The 9,698-nt window shown below is 74.3% G+C and carries 5 protein-coding genes; 1 reads left to right on the plus strand and 4 read right to left on the minus strand.

Annotation, left to right across the window (positions count from 1 at the left end; genetic code table 11):
* Window positions 1-9: 9 nt before the first annotated feature.
* The 4 genes from ACFWBB_RS35240 to ACFWBB_RS35255 form a co-directional block, all read right to left on the minus strand.
* The gene (locus tag ACFWBB_RS35240; RefSeq protein WP_385281000.1) at window positions 10-978 is read right to left on the minus strand and encodes an alpha/beta hydrolase; all 969 of its coding nucleotides are present in this window, start codon (window positions 976-978) and stop codon (window positions 10-12) included.
* A gap of 268 nt (window positions 979-1,246) precedes the next feature.
* The gene (locus ACFWBB_RS35245; protein ID WP_385281003.1) at window positions 1,247-2,287 is read right to left on the minus strand and encodes a helix-turn-helix transcriptional regulator; all 1,041 of its coding nucleotides are present in this window, start codon (window positions 2,285-2,287) and stop codon (window positions 1,247-1,249) included.
* Between the two features lie 94 nt (window positions 2,288-2,381).
* The gene (locus tag ACFWBB_RS35250; RefSeq protein ID WP_385281006.1) at window positions 2,382-4,670 is read right to left on the minus strand and encodes a BTAD domain-containing putative transcriptional regulator; all 2,289 of its coding nucleotides are present in this window, start codon (window positions 4,668-4,670) and stop codon (window positions 2,382-2,384) included.
* 46 nt (window positions 4,671-4,716) lie between these two features.
* Window positions 4,717-7,965, minus strand: coding sequence for a BTAD domain-containing putative transcriptional regulator (locus tag ACFWBB_RS35255; protein WP_385281008.1), 3,249 nt, complete (start codon window positions 7,963-7,965; stop codon window positions 4,717-4,719).
* Window positions 7,966-8,222: 257 nt separating this feature from the next.
* Between ACFWBB_RS35255 and ACFWBB_RS35260 the strand changes: the two genes are divergently transcribed.
* Window positions 8,223-9,080, plus strand: coding sequence for an alpha/beta fold hydrolase (locus ACFWBB_RS35260; RefSeq protein WP_385281011.1), 858 nt, complete (start codon window positions 8,223-8,225; stop codon window positions 9,078-9,080).
* Window positions 9,081-9,698 lie beyond the last annotated feature (618 nt).

Raw genomic sequence — 9,698 nt, forward strand, 5'->3', positions numbered from 1 at the left:
TCCCGGAGGTCAGGCGTGCAGGGCGTCGCGCAGGGTGCCCACGGCCAGCGTGATGGCGGCCTCGGCGGCGTAGGTCGAACGCAGGGCGTTGAGCATCACGAAGTCGTGGATGATGCCCTGGAAGCGCACCGCGGTGACCGGGACGCCGGCCTCGCGCAGCTTGTTGGCGTAGGCCTCGCCCTCGTCGCGCAGCACGTCGGCCTCGCCGGTGATGACCAGGGCCGGGGGCAGGTCCTTGAGCTGCTCGGTGGTGGCGCGCAGCGGAGACGCCGTGATCTGGGCACGCTCGGCCTCGTCGGTCGTGTACTGGTCCCAGAACCACTGCATGCCGTCGCGGCGCAGGAAGTAGCCGGTCGCGAACTGGTGGTACGAACCGGTGTCGAAGCTCGCGTCGGTGACCGGGTAGAACAGCACCTGCTGCACCAGCGGGACACCACCGCGCTCCTTGGCCATCAGCGTGAGGGCCGCGGTCATGTTGCCGCCGACGGAGTCACCGGCGACGGCCAGCCGGCCGGCGTCCAGACCCTTGGACGCCCCCTGCTCGACGATCCACCGGGCGACCGCGAAGTTCTGCTCGATGGCGACCGGGTAACGGGCCTCGGGCGAGAGGTCGTACTCGGGGAAGACGACCGCCGCCTCGGCACCGACGGCCAGCTCACGCACCAGCCGGTCGTGGGTGTGCGCGTTGCCGAACACCCAGCCCGCGCCGTGGATGTAGAGAATCACCGGCAGCGTGCCCTCGGCGCCGGCCGGCTTGACGATGCGGGCACGGACACTGCCCGTGGGCCCGCCGGAGACGGTGATCCACTCCTCGTCCACCGCCGGCTTGTGGATCTCCCCGGACTGGACCTCGTCGACGGCCTTACGCCCTTCCGCCGGCGGCAGGTCGAAGAGGTACGGCGGGTTGGCGGTCGCCTCGGCGAACGCCGCGGCCTCCGGTTCGAGCACCGGCGTGACCGGTTCGACGACGTCGGACATGGCATCTCCTGCTGCTATCGATGTGCGCTGTCTTGCCCCGTCACGCTAAATCCGCCCCGCGGTCGGAATGTGTCCACCCGTGCACGGACGCTGTGCTCACAGTGCACAGAACACGGGTCTCGCAAACCGGCGCACCGGTGGAATTCCCTCGTGTCGTTCACGCGAAGTCATTCACGCGTAGTCATTCACGCGAACTCGTGCTGAATTCGTAGGCAGTCCGGTGGCGAACGGTTCAATTCCTTCCCCTGACACATTGGGGTCCCCACGATCAACGAGGTCCGGTCCGCGCGCCGCGCCCGGCGGTGTCCCGCCATTCGCGCGGGGACATGCCGTAGGCGGACCTGAAGACCCGGCTGAAATGCGTGGCGCTCAGGAAACCCCACCGGGCTGCCACCGCCGCGATGGTCCGGCTTCCACGGCCGTGGCGCATCAGGTCGCGTCGGCACTCCTCGAGACGGCGGCGCAGGATCCACCGGCCCACCGTGGTGCCCTCGTCCCTGAACAGCTTGTGCAGATACCGCACGGAGATGTGGTGGGCCCGGGCGATGGTCTCCGGGGACAGGTCCGGGTCGGTCAGGTGCAGTTCGACGTACTCCAGGATGCGCCCCAGCACCGGGGACCGCGCGCCGGATGAGTCCGGCGTCCCGGGAGCCCCCTGCGTTCCGGGTTCCCCCGGGGCTGCGGGCGTTCCGGGTGCTCCGGTCGTGCCGGGTGCCGCTGTGCCCAACTGCTCGGCGGCGAGGGTGGCCAGCAGGTTCACCGCGTTCCAGGCGAGCATCTCGCCCACCGGGGGCCGCGCCTCGGCCGTGGCCCGGGCCAGGTCGGACAGCAGCGGCGACAGCAGGGTGCCGAGCCGGGAGGAGCGGGCGACCGGCGTCCGCGCGATCCGCCCCACGTCGGAGTCCGCCAGGCCGAGCAGGTCGGCCGGGAGGAGGAACGTCGTCGCCCGGAACGGCTCGCGGAAGTCGAGCGCGGGAACGCGGTGGACGTCGTAGAAGCAGACGTCCCCGGGCGCCAGCGGCAGGCCGGGGGCATCGAACGGCTCGTGGGGCGCGGTGGCGTCGAGCGGCTCGTGCGGCTCGTGCGGAGAGGTGACCGGTCGGCCGCCGCCCCGCAGACCGACGAAGAGGTACTCCCCGGCGTCACGGGCGAGAAGCCGGTGCGCGGGGTGCGGCGACGCCTCCCCCGGCAGCCGGGCGGGCGTCTCCTGGCCCGTCATGATCTCGACGCCCACGGGTGTCCGGCTCACGGGCGGGTCGAGGGTGCGGGCGCTGTCACAGGTACTGGTGCTGGTGCTGGTGCTGGGCATCTTCAGCCGTAGCCTCCGGGGGACCGTCGATCACGTCGTCCGGACGGTAGTTCGACGGATGTGCAAAAAGAGTGACAACGAAGTGACAGCGCCTTCACGAGCCGTGCGAGCGGCGCTCCGCCTCGGCGCGTTCCGTGGCGAAGGCGCGCAGCAGGACGTGCAGGGTGTAGCGGCCCGGCGCGGATTCCGTGAGGAGGTGGGCGTCGGCGAGCCCGCCGAGCAGCAGCCGGGCCCGGCGGACCGGCAGTGCGGTGAGCGCGGCGGCCCCGGCCGGGGTGATGTCGGCTCCCTCGACGCGGGGCAGCAGCCGGAACAGCCGCGCGCTGTCCGGCGGCAGGAGCCGGTAGGAGCTCAGGAAGGCCTCGCGGGTGGCGGCGAGGGCGTCGAGACCGCCGTGGGCCGCGCGCAGGTCGGCGGCCACCTGGGCGAGCGGGATGTCCGGCCGGCGGACGGCCCGCGCGGCGACGGTGGCCAGCGCGAGCGGCAGCCGGCCGCATCGGGCGACGATCTCGGCGGCGGCGCGGGGTTCGGCGGCCGCCCGCTCTCCACCGATCCGTCCGGCCAGCAGCGCGAGCGCGTCCTCGGCGGACGGCGGCGCAAGGCGCAGCGGTCGCGCTCCCGAGGCGACCAGTCCGGGCAGGGCGTGGCGGCTGGTCACCAGCGCGAGACAGCCCGGCCCGGCGGGCAGCAGCGGGCGCAGCTGGCCGGTGCCGGCGGCGTCGTCGAGGACTACGAGGACCCGCCGACGGGCGAGGAGGGTGCGGTACCTGCCGGTCAGGGCGTCGAGACCGTCCGGCACGCGGGGCGCGGGCACGCCGAGCGCCGCGAGCATCCCCCGCAGCGCGTCGGCCGGCTCCACGGCGGACCGGGCCGGATCGGAGCCGCGCAGCGCCACGTGCACCTGTCCGTCGGGGAAACGGCCGGCGATCCGGTGCGCCCAGTGCAGCGCGAGGGAGCTCTTGCCGATCCCGGCCATCCCTCCGACCAGCACGACCCCCGCCGCCGCGCCGGCCGCCCTCTCCAGCCACTCCGACTCGACCGCCCGCCCCACGAAGGAGGAAAGAGACGACGGCAACCGAGCAGCCCGCACAGACGCGGCGTCGCCACCACCGGCGGATGCCCCCGCCGAGTGACCGAGGCCGCCGACACCGTCGGAGGCGGGCTTCCTGAGCCCGCCCCCACGCGGGCCCACGGGGACGGAGGTCGTGGTTTTGGGGCGGGCGGACCCGGGGCCGCGCAGCCCGGAGTGCGCCGGATCGGAGACCGCAGGCACGGCAGGCGCCGGGGCGGCGACCCCAGGCAGGACAGGGGCCAGGGCGGCAACCCCAGGCAAGGCAGGGGCCAGGGCGGCAACCCCAGGCAAGGCAGGCGCCGGGGCGGCAACCCCAGGCAAGGCAGGCGCCAGGGTGGCAGCCCCAGGCAAGGCAGGCGCCGGGGCGGCAACCCCAGGCAAGGCAGGCGCCGGGATAACAGCCCCAGCCAGGGCAGGGGGCCGGGATGGGGTGGTGGGGGGTTTGGCTGGGCTGGTGGGTTCAATCGGGCTGGGGGGTTCGACTGGGCTGGGGGGTTTGGCTGGGCGGCCGAGGTGGACGACCGGGCCGCTTCTCGGTCGTCGTCCCACGTCCTGGTGCAGTACGCGGGCGTGCGCCGCCGCCAGTTCTCCGCCCGGGGTGAGGCCCAGTTCGCGGGAGAGACGGCGGCGGATGTCCTCGTACGCTCCCAGGGCCTCCGCCTGGAGTCCGCAGGCGGCCAGGGACAGCACGAGCCTGGCGTGCAGCGACTCGTCGAGGGGATCGTGCGCCGTGGCCCGGCGCAGAGCGGGCAGCGCCTGCTCGGCGCGACCGCACAGCAGCGCCGCGTCGGCCGCCAGCCGGGCCGTCTCGAGGAGTTCCCGTTGCACGGCCGTGAACTGCACGTGTTCGCGCACCGATGCCGGCGCCCCCATCGCCACCGGCCCCCGCCACTCCCCCAGCGCCCGCACCAACTGCCGGGCCGCCGTCCCGGGCCGTCCGGTGGCCGCCGCCCGCTTGCCCTGCCGGGTCAGCTCACGAAAACGCAGCAGATCGACCTCGTCGGTGGCCGCCTCCAGGAGGTAGCCGCCGGGACGGCGCAGCAGCCGCCGCCCCGGGGCACGGGGCGGCAGCCCCGGTTCGAGCAGCCGCCGCAACGCGCCGACGTAACGCCGCACCACGTTCAGCGCGCTCGCGGGCGGCCGCTCGCCCCACAGCACGTCGAGGATCTCGCCCGTCGGCACCGACCGGCCCGCGTGCGCCAGGAGCAGGGCGAGCAGGGCGCGTTGCTGGGGGAAGCCGGGATCGAGCTCCCGCTCCTCCCGCCACACCCGTACGGGCCCCAGCACCTCGAAGCGCATCGCCTCCCCCAAGGAGTCTCCGGCCGGCGGGGGCCGGTGCGGGGGCGGATGCGGGAGGTCAGACGGCACCGGCGTGGCCGTCCCGTGTGGTCAGCAGCGCCTCGACCCGCTCGGCGTCGGGGTGGTTCAGGCCCCTGAAGAGGACGAGAGCCTGCTCCCACGCGGTGCGGGCGCCCTCGTGGTCGCCGGTGGCGAGGTGGGTGTCGCCGACCCGGACGAGGATGTCGGCCTCGACGTACGGCACGCCCAGGTCACGCAGCAGGGCGAGGGCGTTGCGGTACCCGAGGAGCGCGTGCGGGTGACGACCGAGGTGGTGGTGGGCGTAGGCGATGCTGTCCCAGGTGGCGGCCTGGCCGTAGCGGTCGCCGAGTTGCTGGAGCATGGTGAGCGCCTCGAAACAGTGCGTCAGGGCGTGCCGGTACTCGCCGAGCAGAGCGTGGTACCAGCCGACCGAGTTCAGGACGCTGGCCTGCGCGGCACGGTCGCCGAGGGCACGGAACAGGCCGAGGGCGACCTGGTTGTGGCGCAGGGCGCCGGGCAGATCGCCCTGCTGATCGCACTCCCAGCCGAGACTGCGGTGGGTTTGGGCGCGGCCGGTGTCGTCGCCCAGTTCGGTGAAGAGCTCAAGGGCCCGTTCCAGTCGGGGAACGGCCCTCGGGTGCAGCCCGAGCCGGCCCTCCACCCGGGCCAGTCCGCGCAGGCCGCGGGCCTCCAGCGCCGGGTCGGCGAGCCGTCGGGCGGTGTCGAGCGCGGTGCGCTGCACGGCGAGCCCGTCGTGCCAGTGACCGCGCCGGTCGAAGAACGGCTCCAGGGACCAGGCCAGTTGACAGGCGAGACGTTCCTGCGCGGGCTGCCCCGACGCGGCGGCCGTGTCGACCACCGCGAGCAGCACCGCGTGCTCGGCGGTGAGCCAGGCCAGGGCGCGGTCGTCACCGGCGAGGGGTTCGGGGTGGACGCCCTCGGGCGCGGTCGGCGGGGGCAGCGGGTCCGCGTTGGGGGCCAGCAGCCGGTCCGCGGCGTGGGCGGTGTGCAGGTAGTGGTGGTACAGCCGGTCCAGGGCCGCCCGGCGGTCGGTCTCGGTGTCCCGCTCGTGGACGAGTTCACCGGCGTGGGCACGCAGCAGGTCGTGAAAGGCGTAGCGGGCCGGACTGTGTTCGGCGACGAGGTGCAGACCGGTCAGCTCGGCCAGCAGCGGCCGGGTCCGGCGTACGGGCAGGCCCGCGAGGGCGGCCGCGGCCGCCGGGGAGAAGTCCGGACCAGGATGCAGGGCGAGCAACCGGAACAGCCGCGCGGCCTCGTCCGAGACCGCGCGCGAGGACCAGGAGAAGACCGTGCCGACGTCGACGGAGGCGTCGGAGCGGGCGAAGGCGTCGAGGCTGCCGTGGGCCTCGCGCAGTTCGAGGGCGACGGCGGCGAGCGGGAAGTGCGGGTGGCCGGCGGCCCGGGCGGCCACGCAGGCCAGGGCGAGGGGCAGTCCGGCGCACAGCTCGCTGATCTCACCGGCCGCCCTCGGCTCGGCCGCGACCCGCTCGGCGCCGAGCCGGCGGACCAGGAACGCCCGTGCCTGGGCGGCGTCGAACGGGTGCAGGGTCAGGGAGTGGGCGCCATGGGCGGCGACGAGCCCCGACAGTTCGTCGCGGCTGGTGACGATCGCCAGACAGCCGGCCGAACCGGGCAGCAGCGGCCGCACCTGCTCGGTGTCACGCGCGTTGTCCAGCACCACGAGGACCCGCCGGCCGGTGAGCACGCTGCGGTAGAGCGCGGCCTGCGCGTCGACCCCGTGCGGGATCCGTTCCGGCGGTACACCGAGGGCGTCGAGGAACCCCCGGACGGCCTCCCCCGGGTCCATGACGATGCCGGACGGGTCGAAGCCGCGCAGGTTGACGTAGAGCTGCCCGTCGGGGAACCGGTCGGCGACCCGGTGCGCCCAGTGCACCGCGAGCGTGGTCTTGCCGATGCCCGCCATACCGCCGATGGCGCTGATCACCACGGTCCCGGGCCGCGACCCGTCCGCACCGGACAGCGCGAAAGCCTCGTCGAGTTCGACGTCCCGCCCGGTGAACACCGCTATGTCGTGCGGCAGTTGGGCGGGTGTCGGATGGGAGGGCAGCGGCGGCTGGGCGGCTGCCCGCCCGGCGGCACCGTCCGCGCCCGGAGCACCGGGCGCCGGGACCGGCCCCCCGGACGGCGCCGACCCAGCACCCGGATCGGCGCCGAAACCAACGACGCCGACACCCGCACCGAACTCGGCACCACCGACGACGGCAACGCCATCACCGAACTCGGCACCACCGACGCCGACACCATCACCGGCACCCGCACCGCCGGAACCCACCCCGACCCCGACCCCAGCACCCGCCCCGGCATCTGAACGACCGACAGCGGCGCCCGCACCGACGCCATCACCCTCACCGGCACCACCGACGCCGGCGCCCTCACCACCACCACCCGCACCGCCCGAACCCACCCCGACCCCGACCCCGGCACCGGCACCGGCACCGGCACCAGCACCAGCCAGGGCGCCCTGCCCGTCCTGCGAGTCCCGCACCCCGTACAGAACCGCGTCGCGCGCGTCGCGCAGTTCCGCCCCCGGGTCGATTCCCAGTTCCTCGGCCAGCCGTGCCCGTACGGCCTCGTACGCGGCCAGGGCCTCCGAGCGGTGGCCGACCGCCGCGAGCGCGCGGAGCAGCCCCGCCTGGAGGTGTTCGTCCAACGGGTGCCGTGCGGCGGCCGGTCGCAGCTCGGGCAGGACCGCGTCCGGCGTCCCGGCGCGCAGCGCGGCGTCCGTCGCCCGGCGCACGGCGGCGAGCCGCTCACGTTCCACCGCCTCGAACGCCGGGTGCGCACGGGCCAGCCCGGAGATGCCGGCGGCGACCGGCCCGCGCCACAGCGACAGTGCTCCGGTGAGGAGTTCGAGCGCCCGCACGGGTGCCCGGTCCGCGATCCGGCACCCTTCCTCACACAGCGCGCGAAACCTCAGGAGGTCCGAGGAGTCACCGTCGGTAACCAGCCGGTATCCGCCCGCGTCCCGCACCAGCCAGCGACCCTCCGCGCGGGCGGCGAGGCCGGGCTCCAGCAGCCGGCGCAGCGAACCGACGTGACGCCGGACGACGTTGACCGCGCTGCGCGGCGGATCCGCCCCCCACAGCACGTCGACGACCTCGCCCACGGCGACCGGCCGTCCCGCTCCTACCAGCAGCAGAGCCAGGAAGGCACGTTCCTGCGGTCCTGCGAGCTCCAGTTCCACGTCCCCCCGAAAGACCCGCACGGCCCCCAGGACCGCGAACCGCACCGGCACCAGCGGCACGTCATCCCCTCCCCGGTCTTCCTCCCCCGGCTTCGACTGTACGACAGGAGCGGAGTTACCCAGAGTTACGGATGGCCCCTTCCGGCTGTTCAGAGCCCGCAGACACAACGGGCGCCGAAAAACCTGTTTGAGCTAGGCAAAAACCTAGGGACACTAGGAATCGGGGCGGGGCAAGGCAGGGAAGGGCAGGGCCCCGCCCCGACACGAACCGCGACCCCGACACCGACACCGACACCGACACCCCACAGGAGCAAACGATGCATCCGCAGCGGACCGGCACCCTGGCAGTGCCCGGCGCCACCCTCCACTACGAGACGCTCGGCAGCGGGCCCGTCCTGCTGCTCATCCCCGGCGGCGCGGGGGACGCCGGGCTGTACGCGGGCATGGCGCCGCGGTTGGCCACCCGGTACACGGTGGTCTCGTACGACCCGCGCGGCCTGTCCCGCAGCCCTCTCGACGGCCCGGCAGACGCTCCCCGCGCCGACGAACAGGTGCCGGTGTGGAGCGACGACGCCCACCGGTTGCTCGGCCTGCTCGCCCCGGACGAGGAGGCGGTCGTCCTCGGTTGCAGCTCCGGTGCCGTCGTCGCGGTGGATCTGCTGGCCCGGCACCCGGGGCGGCTGCGCCGGGTGGTCGCGCACGAGCCGCCGCTGCTGGAACTTTTGGCGGACCCCGCCCCGCATAGAGCGCTGTTCGCCGAGGTGCGCGAGACCCTCCACACCGAAGGCGCCGACGCCGCCATGGCCCGGTTCGCCGAGGGACTGGCGGACGGAGCGGCCGGGCAGGCGCCCGCGCGGCCGACGGAACTGCCGCCGGAGATCCGGGAGATGGCCGTACGGATGCACGCCAATCTCCCGGTCTTCCTGGGACGTGTGCTCCGTCCGTTCTCCTCGGTCCGGACCGACCTGGCGGCGCTGCGGCCCGTGGCCCACAAACTGGTGCCGGCCGCGGGGCGCGACTCCCGCCGTCAGATCCCGTTGTACGGGCCCGCCGCGCGCCTCGCGGGGCTCCTGGGATCACGGCTCGAGGAGTTCCCGGGCGGCCACCTCGGGGCCGTCGAATGCCCGAAGGAGTTCGCCGAACACCTGCTGGCCGTCCTGGACCGGCCGTCCTGAAGCGACCGTCCGGGACGCAGTCGCCCCGGATCCGGGAACCGTGGGGTGACCTCCTGTCAGCAGGTGCGGCCGGTGCGGTGGGCGCCCTGGATCCGGCCGGCGGAACCCGGCCGGCGTGCCGGGTCCGACGCACCTCCTCGTCGGAAGTGAGGGTCGGGAGGGGAGGGCGGGACGGGGGTCTGAACCGGGATGTGAACAGAGGTCGAACCGGGCGCGGAACGGGGGCGGAACAGGATGCGGAACAGGAGGCGGAACAGGCTTCACAGCGGGAAAGGTCCAGGTCCGCCCATGCGCCGGACGCCCGCCTCAGGATCGTGGCGAGCCCCTCGGAGCCGATGGGATGCCGGCCCCGTTCACCCCGCTGATCGTTTCGCGGCTGCTCCGTTGGAGTGGTCGCCGCCAAAAGGGCGGTTGGACGGCGGAGAGCTCCGGGGCGGCGGCCGGGTTCACCCGGGTGAGCGCCTTGAGTGGTGGAGAGGCGCTCGTTGGCTGACGGTGGATCACGTCGGGCCGGGTCGTGTCAGCTGACGAGGTGTCGGCTGCCCGGTCGCGACGGAAGGACCATCAGATGCGTTCAGCTCGCATGATCCTGGCCACCGCGGCGGCTTCGGCCGCCCT

Origin of the sequence: Streptomyces sp. NPDC060000 (assembly GCF_042737375.1) — a bacterium.
Lineage (GTDB): Bacteria > Actinomycetota > Actinomycetes > Streptomycetales > Streptomycetaceae > Streptomyces.